Here is a 20,327-nt window from a genome sequence, read left to right as displayed (position 1 = left end):
GTATGGTCACGTCGAGCGCTCCCGGGAAGGTGTACCTGTTCGGGGAGCACGCGGTCGTCTACGGTGAGCCGGCGGTGCCCTGCGCCATCGAGCGGCGAGTGCATGTGACGGCAACTGAGATTGACGAGGGGTTACGCATCCACGCGAACGACTTGCAACTGGACGGCTTTACCGTCGAGTACACCGGCGACGGGGAGAGCCATCCGGACGTGGACGTCGCCGAATCGCTCGTCGAAGCCGGCATGGGGTACGTCAACGAGGCAGTGGCACAGGCCCGTGACGCGGCCGACGCGCCGGAAGCGGGCTTCGAGATTTCCGTCGAGGGCGACATCCCGCTCGGGGCGGGGCTGGGGTCGTCTGCCGCGCTCGTCGTCGCGGCGATAGACGCGGCGACCCGGGAACTCGGCGTCGAACTGCCGGCGAGCGAAATCGCCGACCGCGCCTATCAGGTCGAACACGAGGTACAGGACGGGCAGGCCTCGCGGGCGGACACGTTCTGCTCGGCGATGGGCGGGGCAGTCCGCGTGGAGGGCAACGACTGCCGGCGGCTGGACGGCATCGACACCCTCCCCTTCGTCATCGGCTACGACGGCGGGGCCGGCGACACCGGCGCACTGGTCGCCGGCGTCCGGACCCTCCGCGATGAATACGACTTCGCTGCCGACACCGTCGCGGCAATCGGCGATATCGTCCGCGAGGGCGAAGCGGTGCTGGAAACGGGCGATTACGAGCGGCTCGGGGAACTGATGGACTTCAACCACGGACTGCTCTCGGCGCTGGGCGTCTCCTCGCGGTCGCTGGACTCGATGGTGTGGGCGGCCCGCGACGCCGACGCACATGGCGCGAAACTCACCGGAGCCGGTGGCGGTGGCTGTATCGTCGCGCTGGACGAGACGGACGACGCGCTCACGGCGCTGAAGTACACGCCGGGGTGTGAGGACGTCTTCCGGGCCGAACTGGACACCGACGGGGTCCGGCAGGAATGACGGCCGTCCTCAAACTCGGTGGGAGTGTCATCACGGAGAAAGACGAACCCGAGACGGTCGATACGGCCGCTCTGTCGGCGGCGGCGTCGGCTATCGCCGAATCGGCAGTCGGGGAGGATATCGTCGTCGTTCACGGCGGCGGGAGCTTCGGCCACCACCACGCCGCCGATTACGGTGTCAGCACGACCGCGGGGACCCACGACGTGGACGGCGTACAGGCCATCCACGGCGCGATGTGTCGGCTCAACGCCGCTGTCGTCGATGAACTCACCGAGGAGGGGGTTCCGGCCGTCCCAGTCCACCCGTTTTCGGCGGCCACACGCGACGCCGACAGTGACCTTTCGCTGCCGACGGCGCAGGTCACGACGCTGCTCGACGAGGGGTTCGTCCCGGTCCTCCACGGCGACCTCGTCGCACACGCCGGTGCGGGCGCGACGGTTCTGAGCGGCGACGAACTGGTCGTCGAACTCGCGCCCGCTGTCGACGCGGACCGCGTCGGCGTCTGCTCGACTGTTCCCGGCGTCCTCGACGAAGACGGGACCGTCATCGACCGCATCGAGACATTCGAGGCCGTCGCATCGGCACTGGGCGGGAGCGACGCGACGGACGTGTCGGGTGGGATGGCCGGCAAGGTCCGTGCGCTGCTCGCCCTCTCGGCCCCCGCCGTCGTGTTCGGGCCCGACGCACTCCCCGCGTTTCTCGCCGGTGAGAGCCCGGGAACGACTATCGCTGGTGATGACGACTGGTGAGACTGCTACTACTGTCGTCGACTGGCCCGTTCCAGAAAGCGATTTAGTCCATAGTGTGCCCAGGCTGGCTGATACAGGGTATCTCTGCCCAGGTCTGGCAGACTGATAGCTTAAATATCACTTCTTCGGCTGTCGTAACATATTTGTCCTCTGTTATCAATTATGCGACTATGTCTGCAGTAGGTCTGACCGACGTCTATCGATACGGAACGAGGTTTCTCGGGACATTGCTTGTCGTCGCCGGCGTCGGTGGCGGCCTCATCGCTGCAGGGTACGTGCTGATACAGAACGGCTCTCTCGACTCGTTCTCGGGGACGCAAGGCTATCGCGCGGTACTCGGCGTCGTCGTCGGTGCGCTCGGTGGGCTCCTGTTGCTCTCCGGCCTGCTCGGCCTGAGCCACAAGCTCATCGCCGACGCGACGATGGCGGGCACGCTCGCGGCCCAGACAGCACAGCGTGGTGCGAGCGATGTGGCAGCCGCCAGTCCTCCAGCGAGCGACCAGGCAGCAACTGAAACTGCCGATGATAGCGCCGCAGCGGCGACCGAATCGGCCACGGAATCGGAAGAACCGACGCCGGAGCCGGCCGGGACTGAACCGGCGGTTTCTCAGGAGACGGAACCGGCCGCCGACTCAGCGGCTGTCGAGCCGGCAACGGCCGAACCCGAGGTATCGGAGCCGGTCGCTGACTCCGAGCCGGACGCGGACTCGTCCGGAGACTCGGAGATCCACGCGTCCGCACAGGAACCCTCCGACCCATCCGACGGGACAGTGGCGTCCGCTACGTCCGACGCTGCGGCGGCCGGGACTGATGACGCACCGGCGACGGCAGCCGACGAAGATCCGCTGGCGGATGCTGACCCGGCGACAGCTGATGACCCGGTGGCAGGCGATGTCCCAGTGACAGACAAGGACCTTCTGGACACCGACGACACTTCAGAACCACCGTCGACCGACGACACGATGGCCGCGGCGACGGACGGAGACGCAGTGGAGACGGCCCAGAACGAACAGCTATCGAACCAACAGCCGGCGGAAAACGTTGCTGGACCGGAATCCGAAGCAGTGGACGACACTACTGCGGAGCCATCCCCGACAGACCTCGCCGGTGAGTCGGAAACGGTAGAGCCCCAGTCTGAACCCAGCGAGCAGTCGGACCGCGACCTGCTTGCTGAGGACGCCGCCGAGGAACCAGAATCGAGCACGGAACCACAGGAGTGGACTCCGCCGGACCCCGCGGAGTTCGACACGCAGAGCGAGGAACCCGCGGCGGCCGACGACTGGGGAGACGACGAGCCAGCACCGGCCGACGAATGGGAAACCGAACCCGAAGCCGATAGCGACCCCACTGGCGTCGGCACGCCGGATGCTGACGAGGCGGACCAGCGCGACGCCGTAACCGAGGACACCCGACTACTTGACGAATCCGGTAGGCCAGACACGTCCAGTGGCCCGCGGACGACGGACGACCTGTTCGGTGGCGGCACCGGTGACGAGCAATCCGACTCCGGGGTCGACGAGAGCGTGCAGAGCGAGGCGGAGTCTCAGGACGCGGACGCGACTGACGACGAGGACGCGACGCTCGCGGACGACGGTGTCACTGGTTTCGACGTCTCCAGTGACGACGACCCGCTCTCGGACCCCTTAGACGACGAGTAGCGACGAACCCACACCGTTTTAAGAAGCGCCGTTGTAGTCCGGAGTAACCGAGCGCACGGCCGCCCGCGGACTGCGGTTTGGCGGCCGGCAGACGGCGGATGTAAGTTGCGGGACGGAAGTCCCTCCCACTGCGGTTGCCCAGGCTACGGGCGTACCCGACTGGCCTGGAGCGCCGACGCGGACGAAGTCGCCTACATTGCAGATACCGTCGTTGCCGTGCCCCACCGGATGCCCGCGGCCGGCTTTCCACTCGGAGCTACAACTATGGAAGTCGAAATTGCGACAATTGGCGGTTACGAGGCTGTAGGCCGACAGATGACGGCCGTCCGTGCAGGGGACGACGTCGTCATCTTCGACATGGGCCTGAACCTCTCGAAGGTACTGATTCACGACAACGTCGAGACGGAACGGATGCACTCGCTGGACCTCATCGACATGGGTGCCATCCCGGACGACCGGGTCATGTCCGACCTGGAAGGCGACGTGAAGGCTATCGTGCCGACACACGGTCACCTCGACCACATCGGCGCGATTTCCAAGCTCGCCCACCGCTACGACGCACCCATCGTCGCGACGCCGTTCACCATCGAACTCGTCAAACAGCAGATCAAGAGCGAGGAGAAGTTCGGCGTCCAGAACGACCTCGTCAAGATGGACGCCGGCGAGACGATGTCCATCGGCGAGCGCAACGAACTGGAGTTCGTCAACGTCACACACTCCATCATCGACGCCATCAACCCCGTGCTTCACACGCCGGAAGGCGCAGTCGTCTACGGGCTCGACAAGCGGATGGACCACACGCCGGTCATCGGCGACCCCATCGACATGAAGCGGTTCCGCGAGATCGGCCGCGAGGGCGAGGGCGTCCTCTGTTACATCGAGGACTGTACGAACGCGGGCAAGAAGGGCCGCACGCCCTCCGAGTCCGTCGCGCGTCGCCACCTCAAAGACGTGATGGACAGCGTCGCCGACTACGACGGCGGCATCGTCGCCACGACGTTCTCCTCACACATCGCTCGTGTCAAGAGCCTCGTCGAGTTCGCTGACGACATCGGCCGCCAGCCGGTGCTGCTCGGTCGCTCGATGGAGAAGTACTCCGGCACCGCCGAACGACTCGACTTCGTCGACTTCCCGGAGGACCTGGGCATGTATGGCCACCGGAAATCCGTCGACCGGACGTTCAAGCGGATCATGAACGAAGGCAAGGAGAACTTCCTCCCCATCGTCACCGGCCACCAGGGCGAGCCCCGCGCGATGCTCACCCGTATGGGCCGCGGCGAGACGCCATACGAGCTAGACGACGGCGACAAAGTCATCTTCTCGGCCCGGGTCATTCCGGAGCCGACCAACGAGGGCCAGCGCTACCAGTCCGAGAAGCTCCTGGGCATGCAGGGCGCGCGCATCTACGACGACATCCACGTTTCGGGCCACCTCCGCGAGGAGGGCCACTACGAGATGCTCGACGCGCTCCAGCCGAAGAACGTCATTCCGGCCCACCAGAGCCTCGAAGGGTTCGCACCGTACGTCGACCTCGCGGAAAACATGGGCTACAAAGCCGGGCGGGACCTCCACATCACCCGCAACGGCAACATGATCCAGCTCACCGAGTAAATCGATGTCCGAACGCCATCAGCAGGTCGAAGACGCGATTGTCGCCCGACGAGACCGGGTCAACGACGCCCTCCCCGAGGACCTTCCGGTGCAGAAGCCGGACCACCTCTACGAGGCGTCGCGTTACCTGCTGGACGCGGGCGGGAAACGGCTCCGCCCGACGGTCCTGCTGCTGGTCGCGGAGTCGCTGCTCGACGTCGACCCGCTGACGGCAGACTACCGTGACTTCCCGACGCTCGAGGGCGGGCAGGCCGATATGATGTCGGCCGCCCTCGCTATCGAGGTCATCCAGACGTTCACGCTTATCCACGACGACATCATGGACGACGACGCGCTCCGACGCGGGGTACCCGCCGTCCACAAGGAGTACGACCTCTCGACGGCGATTCTCGCCGGCGACACGCTGTACTCGAAGGCGTTCGAGTTCCTGCTCGATACGGGCGCGGCCCCCGAGCAGACCGTCGAGGCGAACAAGCGACTCGCGACGACGTGTACCCGCATCTGCGAGGGCCAGTCCCTCGACATCGAGTTCGAGCAACGCGACGTCGTCACGCCCGAGGAGTACCTGGAGATGGTCGAACTCAAGACGGCCGTGCTGTACGGCGCGGCCGCCTCGATCCCGGCCACGCTGCTCGGGGCCGACGCGGAGACCGTCGACGCCCTGTACAACTATGGGCTCGACGTGGGGCGTGCGTTCCAGATTCAGGACGACCTGCTGGACCTGACGACGCCCTCTGAGAAACTCGGCAAGCAGCGCGGGTCCGACCTCGTCGAGAACAAGCAGACGCTGGTGACGCTGCACGCTCGCCAGCAGGGCGTCGACGTGGGCGACCTCGTCGACACGGACTCTGTCGAGGCCGTTTCGGAAGCCGAAATCGACGACGCCGTCGAGCGTCTGCGAGAGGTAGGGTCAATCGAATACGCCCGCCAGACCGGGCAGGACCTCATCGCGAGCGGCAAGCAGAACCTCGAAGTCCTGCCGGACAACGAGTCCCGGTATCTGCTCGAAGGCATCGCGAACTACCTCGTCGAGCGCGACTACTGAGCGCTCCGACAGTCCGTTTTTCCCGCGTCCTTCGACCCTGAACAGTGCTGGTCAGCAACTAAGACCGGTCAGCCCCTAGGCAGTCGTGTGACTCGGTTCCTCCTCTACGGCGGCAAGGGCGGCGTGGGCAAGACCACAGTTGCGGCGGCGACCGGTCACCGGCTGGCAACAGCGGGCCACGAGACACTGGTCGTCTCCACCGACCCCGCACACTCGCTGGCCGACGCCGTCGAAACCGACGTCGGCGGCGACCCGACGGAAATCAAGTCGGGGCTATGGGGTGTCGAGATCGACCCACAGACCGGTATCGACCGCTACCGGTCGCTGTTCGAGGCGCTGGCGTCGGAGTTTGCTGACGCCGGCATTCGGATGGACGAGGACGAAATCGCCGACCTGTTCACGACCGGCGTGATGCCCGGCAGCGACGAACTGGCGGCCATCGAGGGCATGGCGACGTACATCGAGAGCGACCGCTGGGACCGCGTGGTGTTCGACACTGCGCCGACCGGCCACACGCTCCGCCTGCTCGACCTCCCGTCCGTGATGGACCGCGGCGTCGCGACGGCGATGGACCTCCGGGATCAGGTCCGCCGGAAGGTCAACACCGCCCGGACCATGATGTTCGGCCCGATGGCGAACCGGCGCGACGACGGCCCGGACGACTTCACCGCGATGCGCGAGCGGATGGAGCGGGTCGGGATGGTCCTGCGGGACCCCGAACAGACGGCGTTCCGGGTCGTCACGATTCCGGAGACGATGGCCGTCCGCGAGACGGAGCGCTTGGTCGGGAAGCTCCGGGAGTTCGAGGTGCCGGTGACGACGCTGGTCGTGAACAAGGTCATCGAGGACGCCGGCGACTGTCAGCGCTGTCAGGGGAAGCAGGTGGTACAGCAAGAGTCTATTGCCGCGCTTCGGGAGTCGCTGCCCGACCTTGACGTGTGGACGATTCCCGACCAGTCCGGCGAGGTGACTGGTATTAGCGCGCTGGACAGGGTTGCGGAGTCTCTGGTGGATGTGAAGTGACCTGTAAAGACGAGCATCCGCGCGAGCGAAGCGAGCGCGGTTCACCGGAACCGAACTTAGTGAGGTTCCGGCCTTTTTCGCCCACGTTTTTCAAGGAGTGGTGGCGAGCATCGCGAGCCACCCGACGATGAAAAAGGTGGTCCGACGGCGTTTTGACCCTCCCAGTCGCAGGTCCCGGTAATGGACGACGAGCTGCGAGACCGAATCACGGAGGCGGCGGAGACGAACGCGCTCCTCAACGCGGTCAAACACGACAGCGAGGCACAGGTCGGGGCGATCATGGGGCCACTCATGGGCGAGAACCCGGAGTTCCGCGAGTACGGCGACGAGATTCCGGGCGTTATCGCCCCGGTCGTCGAGCGGGTCAACGGCATGGATGCCGAGGAACGCCGTGAGCGGCTGGCGGAGTTAGCGCCGGACAAACTCGAAGAACTGGAGAGCGAGGACGAGGGTGAAGACCACCCGCTGCCGGACCTGCCCAACGCCGAGGAGTACGACACCGTCCGGATGCGCGTCGCGCCAAACCCCAACGGGCCGTGGCACATCGGCCACGCGCGGATGGCCGCTGTCGTCGGGACGTACAAACAGCGCTACGACGGGGAGTTCATCTGCCGCTTCGACGACACCGACCCCGAGACCAAGCGGCCGGATCTGGACGCCTATGACGCGATTCTGGACGCCATTGACTATCTGGCTTTGAGCCCGACGACGTAGTCAACGCCAGTGACCGGGTCGAGACGTACTACGAGTACGCTCGCAAGCTCATCGACAAGGGCGGGGCCTACACCTGCTCGTGCCCGCAGGGTGAGTTCTCCGATCTGAAAAACAGCGGCGAAGCCTGCCCGCACCGCGAGAAGGACGCCGAGACCTCACGAGAGGAGTTCGAGGCGATGATCGACGGCGAGTACGAAAGCGGCGAGATGGTGCTACGGGTCCGGACCGACATCACGCACAAGAACCCCGCGCTGCGGGACTTCGTCGCCTTCCGGATGGTCGACACCCCACACCCGCGTGCGGCGGCCGAGGAGTACCGCTGCTGGCCGATGCTGGACTTCCAGAGCGGGCTTGACGACCACCTGCTGGGTGTCACCCACATTATCCGCGGTATCGACCTGCAGGACTCCGCGAAGCGCCAGCAGTTCGTCTACGACTACTTCGACTGGGAGTACCCCGAAGTCATCCACTGGGGCCACGTCCAAGTCGACGCTTACGACGTGCCCCTCTCGACGTCAAGCATCGCCGAACTCATTGAGGACGGCGAACTGGCGGGCTGGGACGACCCCCGCGCGCCGACCGTCGCCAGCCTCGAACGGCGCGGCATCCGCGGCGAGGCCGTCGTCGACGCGATGATTCAACTGGGCACGTCCACCTCCAACGTCGATCTGGCGATGTCGTCGATCTACTCGAACAACCGCGACCTCATCGACGACGACTCGGACCGGGCGTTCTTCGTCCGGAACAGCGACGACCATGGCGGCCTCGTCGAGCGCCAGGTCGTCGGCGGCCCGGACGCCGGCGAACCGCCCCTGCATCCGGACTTCGAGGAGCGTGGCCGCCGTGAGATTCCAGTGACCAGTGGCGTCGTGGTCGAGGGCGACGACCTGCCGGACCACGGCGCTCGCATCTGGCTCAAGGGGTACGGCTGTGTCCGCCACACCCGCGACGCTTTCGAGTACACCGGCGACGACATCGACGCCGTCCGCGAGGAGGGCGTGACGTGATTCACTGGGCACCGGCTGATGGGCCACAGGTCCGCCTCCGGACGATGGACGGCGACGTGTCAGGCGTGGCCGAACCGGGACTGCGCCACTACGACGCCGACGAGGTGGTTCAGTTCGAACGCATCGGCTTCGCCCGCCTCGACGAGGTCGCGGACGACCCGGACACGGAGTCCGTCGCGTACTTCACCCATCCCTGAGGCCGCCGTCACAACGACCCAGCCGTCGGTTCTTCCCCCTGACTCCCAGTCTCGACACCACTGAACTCGAACCGAGCACCGCCGGCTTCGCTGTCGGTAACCGTTAGCTCCCAGCCGTGGGCCTCGGCAATCGTCTCCACTATCGCCAGGCCAAAGCCGGTGCCGTCGTCGTCGGTACTGTAGCCCGATTCGAGGACGGCGTCGCGCTGGTCCGGCGGAATCCCCGGGCCGTCATCGGCGACGTAGAAGCCGTCCGGCGTGGCTCCGAGCGTGATGGTGACTACTCCTCCGCCATCGGCCGCTGGCCCAGCTCCGGGAGTGGCACCGTCACTGCCGTGTTCTACGGCGTTTTGCACGAGGTTCTGGAACAGTTCGGCGAGGCGGTCGAGGTCGGCCAGTACGCGCTCCGGCGGGTCTCGAATCCGGCGCTCGGCCGCGCTCGTTGGCGCGGCGTCCCACGCTCGAGCGAACGTGTCTCGGAGCGACACTGGTTCGGGGTCGCCGATGTCACGCCCCTCGCGGGCCAGCGTCAGGGTGTGGTCGATGAGCGTCTCCATCCGATTGAGGGCGTCCGTTGCGGCCGTTATCGACTCGCGTACGTCCGCCGAAGCGTCCTGTGACGCCAGTTCCAGATGGCCGCTGGCGACCTGCAAGGGGTTCCGGAGGTCGTGGCTGACGAGGCTGGCGAACTCGTCCAGCCGCTCGTTCTGGAGTTGGAGTTGTCGCTCCCGCCGCTTCTGGTCGGTGATGTCCGTGATGACGGAGACGCTACCGACCACAGAACCACTGAGGCCGCGAATCGGGGCGGCGGCAAGACTCACGTCGACACGGCTCCCGTCTTTTCGCTGGAGTTCCGTTTCGTGGCCCGCCAGACGCTCGCCCTCGAGTACCTGCGCGTGAAGTTCGGCGGTCTGCCGTCGGTTCTCGGCCGGGATGACGGGGACTGTTTCGCCCAGAACCTCGTCGGCAGACCAGCCGAACAGCTCTGTCGCGGCGGGGTTCCAGACTTCGACGACCCCGTCGGTGTCCGTCGCAATAATCGCAAGCGGGGCAGCCTCGACGAGCGTCTCCAGACGCTCGGTCGTCACTGCGAGTTCGGACTCGATTTCCTTTCGCTGTGAGATGTCACGGACGATGCCGACTCGGCCGGACTCACCGCTGGCCAGTTCGATGTCCGCCGCATCGACTTCACAGGGGACCTGTTCGCCGGACGCGGTCCGGATCAGGAACTCTCCCGGCTCGTCGTCCATCGGTTCGGTTTCCATCTGTCCCAGCACCGTCTCGAAGCGTTCGCCGACGAGACTGTCCTCGACGGTACCGACCAGTTCGGCGAACGGGTCGTTGTACGTGACGAACCGGTCGTGCTCGTCGAGGACGTAGACGGGTTCGCTGACGCCCTCGAAAATCGTCTTGTACTGCGCCAGCTGCTGTTCGCGCTGCTTCCGCTCCGTGACGTCCCGGAGGACGACGAGCCGGCCGACGAGCCCGTCGAACCGGTCGGTAAACGGTGACACTTCTAGTTCGACGAACCGCTGCTGGCCGTCCACGGAGAGCGCGAGTTCCGACCAGTCTGACTGTCCGTCGTCGTCGACCGTGACTTTGTCCCAGGTCGGGATGACGGCGTCTACTTGCTGGCCCACGAGCGTTTCCTCGGGGCCAGCGAGGAGGGTCTCGGCCGCTGGGTTCGCGTGGCTGATACAACCGTCGACGTCCAGAACGAGCGTTCCATCGCCCATCTGCTCGACGATGGTCTCCTGGGCGGCTGGCACCGGGTCGAGTGTCTTGAACGTGTAGAGCCCGGTCGTCATCGCTATCCCGGAGACACCCCAGGCGAAAATCGTGGCGTCTTCGGGTATCTGTAGGAAGTACTGCTGGGTCAGCGCAATGGTCCAGGGAGCCAGCGCCGCGACGAGGACGGCAGCGGCCTGTGTTCGGTACAGGTGTCGCGAGCGGACGAACAACTGAACGAGAACGATTGTCCCGGCGAGTGCCGCAATCAGAATCGTCGCCATGTGGGCGACGAACACCGCTGTGAGGCCGGTCCCGGGCGTCACCACCAGCGACCCCACGGAGCCGCTGGGCGGGAGGTCGAACAGCGATACGCCCGGAAAGACGAACACGGCCATCAGCATCAGTAGATCAAGCGACAGTAGCCCGACGGCCCGGCGCGTCACCGCCCGGTCGAAGTCGGCGTACTGCAACGCGGCGTGCAGCCAGGAGATGGCGACTGCACCCTGCGCGATGGTCGCGACCTGTCGGGCAAGCAACTGGGTCGACAGCGTCGTCGCGGTGATGTCGACGGCGTAGCTGGCAGCACCGACTGACAGAGCGAGGTGAAACACCACCATCGGCGTCCCGCCAGGGTCCTCCCGCTTGCGCCACGCGAGCAGTGAAAACACCGCGGAAAGGCCCGTCAGGACCCACAGGGCCGTCACGAAGCGGCCGTACATCGTTCCAGTAACGATACTCCTATTCCCACTTTATCTTATCGATAGATGGGTATTATTAGTAAAAAATACGCTTGCCTGTAGTCGGTCTCCTCATTACCCGAATCATGCCTTCTAACCCGACTGGGGCCTACTTGCAGTGGTTATTTTAAACTCTCGATGAGCTGAATTACTGTTTGTTGTCATATACCATGGTTAGTAAGACTTTTTACGAACTGCAACACTAGTGTCAAATGGACACGAGGTGATGGCCAATGGCACTGCCAACAACCACACCGAGTTCCTGGATGCGCGGTCTTGACCTCCCGTCCCGCCTACTCGAAACCGGTAGCGACGACTACGAACTGTACGAAGAGGACGACGAGTTCGTCCTCAACGTCGAGCTCCCGGGCTTTGACGTCGAGGACATCGACGTCTCCTGGGACGACGGCATGTTGAACATCGCCGCCGAACGTGAGGACGAACAGCGCGGCGAGCGTCGGACGTACCACCGACGCTTCCGGTTCCCGAAGCGGGTCGACGACGAGGGTATCGCCGCGAACTACACCAACGGTATCCTCAAGGTGCGCCTGCCCGTCGAGGTAGGCGCGACGGCCCGCGGCAAGCAGATCGAGGTCGAAGGCTGACCGTCGGGCCACAGGCGTACCGCCCGAGAACCGAGCTTTTTCGCTTCGTTCAGAACGATGCAACTGACTGTCAGGCCACTCAAGAACAGAGAGCCGGGGAGTGGGATGGCAGTCATCGACCGGCAGCCTCCGGCGGACAGCGAGTTCAGCAGCGGTGACTTCGTTCGCCTGCAGGAACGCAGCAGTGACCAGTCGGCTATCGCGACCGTGTGATCCAGCGACTGTGGTGGCACTGGTCGGTGCTGAGGCGTCGTTGGACGCCCGCGATGCCGACGCCTCGCTCGACCACGGCGTCGAGAGCGAATAGCGTCGGGCTTATGTCCGCGACGGCCCGACTGTAGCCCGTGACAGATACCGCTCCCGAGTCGGTAACCGTCCAGCGGGATATCCCGTTCCACGAGATGGACGGCGTGACGCTGACGCTTGACCTGTACGACTCGCCAGCGGCCAGCGGCCCGAAACCGGTTGCCGTGCTCGTCCGCGGCGGCGCGTTCACGTCCGGCGACAAGGGCGAGTTCGCACGGCACGCGCTCGACCTCGCGGCGGACGGCTTCCTCGTCGTTGAGCCCCAGTACCGCCTCGCGCCGGAGTGGACGTTCCCGGCGGCGTTGGTCGACGTGAAAGCCGCTATCGAGTGGGCCAGAACGGAGGGCGAGAGCTACGGCGCGGACACTGACCACATCGTCGGCGTTGGCCACTCGGCGGGCGCGAATCTCGTCGTCCTGGCAGCGCTGACGGCGGACGAACCTGGTTTCGAACCCGAACTGTACCCCGGCGCGTCCTCGGGACTGTCGGCTGTCGTCGGCTACGCCGGCATCTACGACTTCCACGCACTCGATAACGCCGCTGACGACGAAGCCGACGCGCCCCACCGGGCGTATCTCGGCGGCGGGCCCGACGACGAACCTGCGGCCTACGACCTCGCCTCGCCGGTCGGTCAGGTGAATACCGACGCCCCGCCGACGCTGTTGCTCCACGGGACCAACGACGACGTCGTCCCGCCAGCCCAGTCCGAGCTACTGGCCGACGCGCTCGGGCCGATGACCGATGTCGTCCACGAGACGGTGCCGTCGGATCACGGCTTCCCCTTCCACGGGGCGAACTACGATGACGTGTACGAACGGACCGTCGAGTTCATCCGGCGGGTCGGAGTCGGCGGTCCGGATACTGGTGACAGGGCCGGTGCAGGCGAGAGAACCGGCTTGCCCGGCGGCAACCTGCCGGGACCGGCCGACCGTATCGATGATCTCGGACCGGGGGACACTCGGGGCCCGGATCGCCGCGACGGCCCCGGATTCTGACGGTCAGGTCGAAAAGTTAAGTAGCTCCCAAAAGTGAGATAAGATACCAATGGCCATAGATCCGGAGTTCGAGGAGAACCGCGACGTTGTCGAACAGCACGACGGACACGACGTTTGGGGGCCGGTCGACGAACCCGAGGAACTGGGTATCCACGGGACACACGTCGCCGTCGACTTCGATATCTGCATCGCCGACGGCGCGTGTCTGGAGGATTGCCCTGTCGACGTATTCGAGTGGGTCGACACGCCGGATCATCCGGAGAGCGAAATCAAGGCCGACCCCGCCCACGAGGAGCAGTGCATCGACTGCATGCTCTGTGTCGACGTGTGTCCGGTCGATGCCATCGACGTGGACCCGGGCCGCGCCGGTCGCATCTGAGCTATCGGACCCCCTGTTTCCGCGGGATTACAGCATTCCACACCCTAAATATAAACGCCCCATAGCTGTCAGGCTGTCGTCATACAGCGTGTTACCTGGATTCTACAACCCCTGAGACAGATACGCCTACCTGTCATACAGATTTGTAAACATACATTTATTATAGATTCTTGTGTGAGATAAACTCACGAGGGTCGTGATACCATGCACACAGTCGTTATGACGAAAGGCGTTCCGGACTTCCGCGAGGGACAGGTATCGTTCGACGAGGATGGCCATCTCGAACGCGGGAAGACACCGACGGTGATGAACCCCAACGACAAGCACGCGCTTCGGGCGGCGTTCCAGACGAAAGTCCGCAACGGGGGGCACGTCTCGCTGATGAGCATGGGGCCGCCGGGATACAAAGAGGTCTTACAGGAGGGGATGCGGGACGTGTACGCCGACGACCTCTATCTCCTCTCGGACCGCGAGATGGGGGCCGCAGATACGTGGGCCACTGCGATGACTGTCGCCACTGGCCTCCAGAACCTCGACGACCAGCCGGACTTGGTGTTTGCCGGGTTCAAAACTGCTGACGGCGAGACGGGTCACACCGGCCCACAGACCTGCTGGTGTCTGGGCTGGCCGATGATTACCCACGTCGTCTCGCTCGACATCGACGAGGACGCCGGTACCGTCCGGGCCAAGCGGCTGGTCGATGGCGATATCTCCGAGATCGAGACGGTCGAAGCGCCGATGCCGTGTTTCATCGTCGCTGACCCCGAGTTCGAACCGACCTACCGGAAGGCGAGCCACCGGCTGAACCACAAGGACCTCCGAGAGGAGACCCAGAAGCGGGCCGAAGAGTACGAGGACTATCTCACGGTCTGGGACCACGAGGACCTCAATCTCGACCCGGACTACATCGGTCTCGACGGGTCCCCGACCATTGTCTCCGGTGTCGACCCGATTCCGAAGGCTCCCTCCGAGCGTGAGGCGACGATTATTGAAGCCGACGACAGCGAGGCGCTGGAGCCGATACTGGACGAACTGACGCCGTACGCGGTAGGTGACTGACCATGCCTGACATCGACCCCACGGAACACGAGATCGCCGAGCTAGGCCCGAAAATCAAGGACGTCGACGACGCGGACGAACTGCGGGCGATGCTGGCGCTGGAGGAAGACGGCGAGGATCGAGTCCCGGTCAAGACGCTCATCGAGGACCGCATCGAGAAAGTCGAGGACGAGGGCGACGGCGAGATGGACCCGGAAACCGTCGACCTCGCTGACCTCACGGTTGCCGACGTGGCGAACATGGTTCGAGAGGTCGACGACGGCGACGTGCTCAGAGACCTGCTCGAACGCGAGAAAGCGGGCCAGGACCGCAAGACGGCGAAGTCCCAGATAGAGAGCCGCATCGAGTCCGTCGAGGGGACCGAGGAAACCGAAGGTGAGGAGACGGCGGAAGTCGAGTACGTTCCGCCGGAGGAGAAGTATCCCGAACTCGACCACCCGACCAACGACAAACAGTGGGTCGAAGGGACCGTCGGGGCAGAGTACCGCGACATGTGGGTGTACTGCGAGACCCAGGCCGGCGAACTCGTCGACGTCTCGAAGGAGATGCTCGGGAAGGCCCGGGAACTGATGGACACCTACAACGAGGACTACGATGAGGACGAGCGCGTGGTCGCCGTGCTCATCGGGTCCGACGCGAGCGACCACGTCGAGGACGTCATCGCCTACGGCGCGGATCTCGTCGTCTACCACGAGGACCCCCGTTTGGAACGGTTCCGCCACCAGCCCTACACAGAGATTTTCTGTGACATGGCCCGTGCCGGCGGCGAACTCGCCGCCGAGGGCCGCGAGGACGTCGCGTGGAAGGACTACCACGAGCCGCGCTACACCATCTTCCCGGCGACGAACAACGGCCGGGACCTCTCGGCGCTCGTCCAGGGCGAACTCGACTCCGGGCTGGCCTCCGACTGTTCGGGGCTGTACATCGAGAGCGCGATGATCTCCAACCCCGCGAAAGTCGGCACCGCCGGTGACAAGAAGGAGTTCGAACGGGTGTTGCACATGAAGCGCCCGGACTTCTCCGGGTTCGAGTACTCGACGATTCTCTGTATCGACAAGCCCAACCGGGACTTCCACCCGCAAGGGGCGTCGGTGATTCCGGGGAGCTTCGAGATGCCTGACCCAGATTACGAGCGCGACGGTGAGGTCGTCGACTACGAGATGGACCTCGACGAGGAGTGGTTCACAGTCGAGGTCGAGGAGTACGACCGCCTCTCCGGCGGCGTCGACCTCACCGGCAACGACGTCGTCGTCGCCGTCGGCCGGGGCATCGGCGACGACCCGACACAGGGCATCGAGCAGGCGCTGGACCTCGTCGACGCCTTCGACGAGGCTGACCTGGGGCTGTCCCGTGGCGTCATCACCTCGTCGTACTCCTTCGACGGCCACGTCGAGCAGTACGTTACGGAAGAGCGCCAGATCGGCGAATCCGGACAGGAAGTCGAACCCGACGTGTACATCGCGGCGGGCATCTCCGGCGCGATCCAGCACAAGGTGGGCTGTGACGAGTCCGATACAATCATCGCCGTCAACACCGATCCGGATGCCGACATCCGGGACTTCTCGGACTACCTCATCGAGGGCGACCTGTTCGAGGTGCTCCCGCGGTTGACCGAGGCCGTCGAAGCCGGTGAACTCGGTGCGATGATGGAGGCCAGCGATGACTGACGCCTACGAGGAGTACGAGGCGGTCGTCGTCGGTTGCGGACCGGGCGGAGCGGCCGCGGCGGCGACCCTCGCACGGAACGGCGTGGAGACGCTGGTGCTCGAACGCGGCGTCGACGCCGGCTCGAAGAACGTCTCGGGCGGGCTCATCTACGCGGAGGAGTCGGCCCCTTACACCATCGACGGGCTGTTTCCCGACTTCCGCGAGGAAGCGACGGAGCGGCCGGTGACGGAGAACCTCATCCACAATATCGCCGGCGACAGGGTGAAGTCCTTCGACATCGGCGACCTGCACCACCACGACACGGCGTGGGCCGACGCCGTGCTCCGCCGGAAGATGGACTCGTGGCTCGCCCAGCAGGTCCACGAGCGCACCCGCGAGACCGGCGGCGGCCTGCTGACCGAGGTCCACGTCACCGGCCTGCTCCGCGAGCGGGGCGAAATCGTCGGCGTGACGACCGAGGAACTAGACCCAATCAAAGCCGACCTCGTGGTGGCGGCTGACGGCGTCAACTCCGAACTCGCCCGCGACGCCGGGCTGATGGACTGGGAAGAGCCCGAGGAGTGGTTCCAGGGCGTGAAGGCAGTCGTCGACATGGAGCCCGAGGTCATCAACGACCGGTTCGACGTGGCTCCCGACGACGGCGCGGCCCACCTGTTCTCGGGCGACCTGTTCGACGGCGTCCGCGGCGGCGGCTTCCTCTACACCAACGAGTCCTCGCTCTCCATCGGCACTGTCTTTCACCTCGACTCGATCGCCGAGGAGCGGGCCGAGCCCCACGAACTGCTCGACAGCCTGCTCACGCATCCGCTCATGGCCCAGTGGCTCGGCGACGAGTACGACGAGCGCGAGTACAGTGCGAAACTGGTTCCGGACTCGAAGAAGGCGGCCCATCCCTCCCCGCACAAGGACCGCCTCGTGCTGGTCGGCGACGCCGCCGGTCAGATGCAGGCTCAGGGCCCCATCATCAAGGGGATGAACCACGCGGTCACCGCCGGAGCGCTGGCCGCCGAGGCGTTCGCCGACGCGAGGGCACGCGGGGACACGTCTCAGGCCGGCAAACTGTACGAAAAGAAACTCCACGACGAGGGCGTGATGGACAAGCTCCGGCCAACCGGATACAAGGTGTTCGGACAGCTCGGCGAACTCGGCCCCGTCGACGACCTCTCGAACGCTATCGCCGAGTCCGCCGTCGGCCGGTTCGGGGTCCGCGCGGCAGGCGGACTGCTCGAACGGGCCTACTCGTCGCCGCGCATGGTGTCGATGATCCCCGACACCAAACTGCCCTACGTGACGCTGCCAACGGTCATCGCGGAGGAACTGGGCGAGCCCGTGACCGACGAGAACACCGTCTCGCCGCCGGACCTGGCCGACCGTATCGGCGACCTGACCTACGACGTGGGCGACCCGCACATCGAACTGGTCGACAAGTCTTTCGAGGCGTCCGGCACTGCTGTCACGGCCTGCCCGGTCAGCGCCGAGGACTTCGGCGGCGGCTGTTACCGCGACGAGATGGTCCAGACCAACGGGACCAAGGAACACCTCGTGAGCCTCGATACCCAGCCCTGCGTCGAGTGTGGCACCTGTGCCATCGTCGCCGATACCGAGTGGGAACACCCCGCCGGCGGCAAGGGCGTCGAGTTCAAGCAGGGGTGACCTGTTCGGTGATGAGCGGCCAGTACGACGACCGGATTCGGGCGCTCTCCCGCCGGGCCGAGCAGGTCCACGAGTCGCTGGACCCCGACCCGCCGGACGAGGAGCGAGCGATGGAACTGTTGCGTGAGGGGTTCGGTCCAACGGTGGCTCTGTACTGCGAGGCCCGGACCGGCGGGTCGTGGGTCCGCTTCTCCGAAGCGGAGTTCGAGCGGCTGGAACGGACGATGAACGACTGGCTGGACTGCTACGCCGCCTGCTACGGCGTGGAGTTAGCCGGCACCTACAGCGTCAGAGCGGCCGCAGAACTGCTCGTCGACACGCATAACGCCCGTGACGTGGCAGTCCTTCTGACCGGCGTTCCGGAGCAGTAGCGACCGTTTACTGAGAAGTACATGGTTTTTGATAAAGGATTAAGTACTGTCTCGTGGTAGCAGATACCATGGAGTTAACAGAGCCACTGCAGTTCGACCACGAGGACCGACGGGACATCTACGAGTACATCGAATCGCACGGGTCAGTTGAGCCACGAGCCGCACGGACGTCGCTGCAGATGGACCCGCGCCCGTTCGGCCATCACGTCGCGATACTCAAACGGGACGGCGTGCTGGCAGAAATCGACGGGGAACTCCGCATCGCGTACAACGACACCGTCGAGGAGGAGTTCGAGGCCGACGACATCGAGTTCACCATTCGGCAGGCCCGTCAGGAGGACCTGACCGGCCTTGTCGGGGCCATCCGAGCCGCTATCGGCGGCGGCGAGTACGTCGACGCGGAGACCGTCGCCGACGTGGTGGACAGCGAGGGCGTGCTGCTCCGGCACAACGAACTGGAGTCGCGCATCTTCTTCGTCGCCTGCATCGACGACGACGTTGTCGGGTGGGTCCACCTCAAACACCCTGAAGTGGAGAAACTCAGCCACACCGCAGAGCTAACGCTGGGCGTGCTTGACCGCTATCGGGGTCACGGCATCGGCTCCCAGCTGCTCGCCCGGGGCACCGAGTGGGCGGCGTCGAACGGCTACGAGAAGCTGTACAACTCTGTCCCATCGACGAACGAAGACGCGATCGAGTTCCTCGAAGGCCACGGCTGGGACACCGAAGCCGTCCGTGAAGACCACTACAAGTTCGGCGACGAGTACGCCGACGAGGTGATGATGGAGATCGACCTGTAGCGCGCTACGTCCGCCCCAGCGCCCGAATCGTCGTTCGAGCAAGCTCCCCGTCGACCTGCTGTGGCACAGTTAGCAGAAGCCGGTCGATGACAGCCCTGTCCGCAATTCTATCCCGTTTCTCCTGTGCCTGTTCCGGCGTCCCGGCGATGCCGAGGTCAGCCGTCATCTCGTCAGTGACGAGCTCCGTCGCCTCCCCGCGGTCACCCGCCTGCCAGGCGTCGGCGATGCGCTCCGCCCGGTCCGGATACGTCTCCGCGACAGCCCGGCGATACCCCTCGCCGCTGCCGACGTAGTAGGCGATGTGCTGACGGAGTTCCTCGGTCGCCCGCTCGGAATCCTCGTGGACCACCGCCGGCACGTACGGTGCGACGGTAATCTCGCTCGGGTCGCGGTCGGCATCGCGTGCCGTCTCCACGATGTAGTCGAACGCCGACTCCAGTTCGGAGAACGGCACCATGTGCGGCAGCCAGCCGTCGGCGAGTCTGGCGACGACTCGCCTGTTCGCCGGCCCGAGCGCGGCGTGGTACACCGGCACGTCGCGGTCTAGCGGCGGAACCCCCCTCACCGACGCAACCTCGCCGTCGTAGGTCACCCGCTCGTCGCTCGTCATGAGCTGTTTGACGATGTCGATGGTTTCGTGGGCGCGACGGACCGGTCGCTCGAACTCCATGCTGTGCATGTTCTCGATGGACCGGGCTGTACTCGTTCCTAGGCCCAGCACTGCCCGTCCGTCCGAGACCCTGTCGAGGGTCGTCGCTGTCATCGCCAGCACGGCCGGCGACCGCGAAAAGACGTTGAGTATCGCGCTGCCGATTTCGATGTCCTCTGTCCGTGTCGCAATGTCTGTGAGTTCGACGACGGAGCTGGCACCCCACAGTTCGTTCAGCCAGACCGAGTCGTAGCCCCAGTTTTCGGCCTCGACAGCCAGGTCGATTGTGCTGTGGTCCTCGACGCGTGGCACGACGACTCCCAGATGCATGGTGTAACCGACCGCTGGAACCCTAATAAAGAATCGTGTTGATAACTCGAAGCT

The 20,327-nt window shown here is 65.2% G+C and carries 18 protein-coding genes and 1 pseudogene; 17 read left to right on the top strand and 2 right to left on the bottom strand.

The window, feature by feature from the left end:
• Positions 1–2 precede the first annotated feature (2 nt).
• From mvk to GJ630_RS08960, 7 genes and pseudogenes are all read left to right on the top strand, one after another.
• A complete protein-coding gene (gene mvk, locus GJ630_RS08990) occupies positions 3–986 on the top strand; it encodes a mevalonate kinase (protein ID WP_014039763.1) in 984 nt (327 codons plus the stop codon).
• Entirely contained in the window at positions 983–1,735 is a 753-nt protein-coding gene (locus GJ630_RS08985; protein WP_191449757.1) for an isopentenyl phosphate kinase, read from the top strand. Before mvk ends, GJ630_RS08985 begins: the two co-directional genes overlap by 4 nt.
• Before the next feature lie 170 nt (positions 1,736–1,905).
• Positions 1,906–3,393, top strand: coding sequence for a hypothetical protein (locus GJ630_RS08980; RefSeq protein WP_191449756.1), 1,488 nt, complete (start codon positions 1,906–1,908; stop codon positions 3,391–3,393).
• 264 nt (positions 3,394–3,657) lie between these two features.
• Positions 3,658–5,004, top strand: coding sequence for a ribonuclease J (locus GJ630_RS08975; RefSeq protein WP_014039766.1), 1,347 nt, complete (start codon positions 3,658–3,660; stop codon positions 5,002–5,004).
• Between the two features lie 4 nt (positions 5,005–5,008).
• Entirely contained in the window at positions 5,009–6,049 is a 1,041-nt protein-coding gene (gene idsA3 / locus GJ630_RS08970; protein ID WP_129754872.1) for a geranylfarnesyl diphosphate synthase, read from the top strand.
• Positions 6,050–6,136: 87 nt separating this feature from the next.
• The gene (locus GJ630_RS08965) at positions 6,137–7,072 is read left to right on the top strand and encodes an ArsA family ATPase (protein ID WP_050037683.1); all 936 of its coding nucleotides are present in this window, start codon (positions 6,137–6,139) and stop codon (positions 7,070–7,072) included.
• A 180-nt stretch (positions 7,073–7,252) separates the two neighbouring features.
• Positions 7,253–8,990, top strand: a pseudogene (locus GJ630_RS08960) (glutamate--tRNA ligase).
• A gap of 8 nt (positions 8,991–8,998) precedes the next feature.
• On the opposite strand, the gene GJ630_RS08955 reads toward GJ630_RS08960, so the two are convergent.
• Positions 8,999–11,440, bottom strand: coding sequence for a PAS domain S-box protein (locus tag GJ630_RS08955; RefSeq protein WP_191449755.1), 2,442 nt, complete (start codon positions 11,438–11,440; stop codon positions 8,999–9,001).
• A gap of 251 nt (positions 11,441–11,691) precedes the next feature.
• Between GJ630_RS08955 and GJ630_RS08950 the strand changes: the two genes are divergently transcribed.
• The 10 genes from GJ630_RS08950 to GJ630_RS08910 all read left to right on the top strand — a co-directional run bounded on the left by GJ630_RS08950 (position 11,692) and on the right by GJ630_RS08910 (position 19,294).
• Positions 11,692–12,063 (top strand): Hsp20/alpha crystallin family protein, encoded by a 372-nt coding sequence (locus GJ630_RS08950; protein WP_023843159.1) that lies wholly within the window; start codon positions 11,692–11,694, stop codon positions 12,061–12,063.
• A 57-nt stretch (positions 12,064–12,120) separates the two neighbouring features.
• Positions 12,121–12,276, top strand: coding sequence for a hypothetical protein (locus GJ630_RS08945; RefSeq protein ID WP_154020795.1), 156 nt, complete (start codon positions 12,121–12,123; stop codon positions 12,274–12,276).
• The gene (locus GJ630_RS20315; protein WP_014039773.1) at positions 12,248–12,370 is read left to right on the top strand and encodes a hypothetical protein; all 123 of its coding nucleotides are present in this window, start codon (positions 12,248–12,250) and stop codon (positions 12,368–12,370) included. The genes GJ630_RS08945 and GJ630_RS20315 overlap by 29 nt, the downstream gene beginning before the upstream one ends.
• A 37-nt stretch (positions 12,371–12,407) precedes the next feature.
• Positions 12,408–13,364 (top strand): alpha/beta hydrolase fold domain-containing protein, encoded by a 957-nt coding sequence (locus GJ630_RS08940; RefSeq protein WP_371727263.1) that lies wholly within the window; start codon positions 12,408–12,410, stop codon positions 13,362–13,364.
• A 49-nt stretch (positions 13,365–13,413) separates the two neighbouring features.
• Positions 13,414–13,743, top strand: coding sequence for a ferredoxin family protein (locus GJ630_RS08935; RefSeq protein ID WP_004593526.1), 330 nt, complete (start codon positions 13,414–13,416; stop codon positions 13,741–13,743).
• A gap of 204 nt (positions 13,744–13,947) precedes the next feature.
• Entirely contained in the window at positions 13,948–14,802 is an 855-nt protein-coding gene (locus tag GJ630_RS08930) for an electron transfer flavoprotein subunit beta/FixA family protein (protein ID WP_191449754.1), read from the top strand.
• A 2-nt stretch (positions 14,803–14,804) separates the two neighbouring features.
• On the top strand, positions 14,805–16,469 hold the full coding sequence (locus GJ630_RS08925; RefSeq protein ID WP_191449753.1) for an electron transfer flavoprotein subunit alpha/FixB family protein: 1,665 nt from the start codon (positions 14,805–14,807) through the stop codon (positions 16,467–16,469).
• On the top strand, positions 16,462–18,123 hold the full coding sequence (locus GJ630_RS08920) for an FAD-dependent monooxygenase (RefSeq protein WP_191449752.1): 1,662 nt from the start codon (positions 16,462–16,464) through the stop codon (positions 18,121–18,123). Before GJ630_RS08925 ends, GJ630_RS08920 begins: the two co-directional genes overlap by 8 nt.
• 11 nt (positions 18,124–18,134) lie before the next feature.
• Positions 18,135–18,494, top strand: coding sequence for a hypothetical protein (locus tag GJ630_RS08915; RefSeq protein WP_044951721.1), 360 nt, complete (start codon positions 18,135–18,137; stop codon positions 18,492–18,494).
• Between the two features lie 68 nt (positions 18,495–18,562).
• Positions 18,563–19,294, top strand: coding sequence for a GNAT family N-acetyltransferase (locus GJ630_RS08910; RefSeq protein ID WP_014039779.1), 732 nt, complete (start codon positions 18,563–18,565; stop codon positions 19,292–19,294).
• Positions 19,295–19,298: 4 nt separating this feature from the next.
• Here GJ630_RS08910 and GJ630_RS08905 read toward each other — a convergent pair whose 3' ends face one another.
• Entirely contained in the window at positions 19,299–20,273 is a 975-nt protein-coding gene (locus GJ630_RS08905; protein ID WP_151103032.1) for an LLM class flavin-dependent oxidoreductase, read from the bottom strand.
• Between the last annotated feature and the right edge of the window lie 54 nt (positions 20,274–20,327).

The sequence above is a fragment of the Haloarcula sp. CBA1122 genome, assembly GCF_009741785.1.
Classification (GTDB): domain Archaea; phylum Halobacteriota; class Halobacteria; order Halobacteriales; family Haloarculaceae; genus Haloarcula; species Haloarcula hispanica.
The sequence above is the reverse complement of the archived record's forward strand: the minus strand, read 5'-3'. Positions and strand labels throughout refer to the sequence as shown.